The sequence below is a fragment of the Priestia sp. SIMBA_032 genome (assembly GCF_046535215.1).
Taxonomy (GTDB): domain Bacteria; phylum Bacillota; class Bacilli; order Bacillales; family Bacillaceae_H; genus Priestia; species Priestia aryabhattai.
The window spans coordinates 1-247 of record NZ_JAWRXD010001282.1 but is presented as its reverse complement, the minus strand read 5'-3'; the positions used below and the strand labels follow the sequence as shown (position 1 = coordinate 247).

1 protein-coding gene is annotated in these 247 nt (G+C 59.5%); it reads left to right on the top strand.

Annotated elements, in window-relative coordinates; all coding sequences use genetic code 11:
* The coding region (locus SB717_RS38455) for an SDR family NAD(P)-dependent oxidoreductase (RefSeq protein ID WP_410908470.1) at positions 1–247 on the top strand (247 nt) is incomplete at both ends.

The following is a 247-nucleotide window of genomic DNA, read 5'->3' as shown; positions in this document are numbered from 1 at the left end:
GAAGTCGCCGAATGGCGGCGAGTGATAGACATCAATCTAACCGGCGCTTACATCCTTGCCAGGTCCGCCCTTCCCTGGTTGAAGACGTCAGCGAGTTCGACCATCGTCAACGTTGGCTCAGGTCAGTCGCTGCTGCCTAATTCCGCGGATCGGACCGCCTATTCTGCATCCAAAGGAGGCGTGCTGAATCTGACGCGCGCGTTGGCCGCCGAACTGGCACCTGCGATCCGGGCTAATACGGTATGCC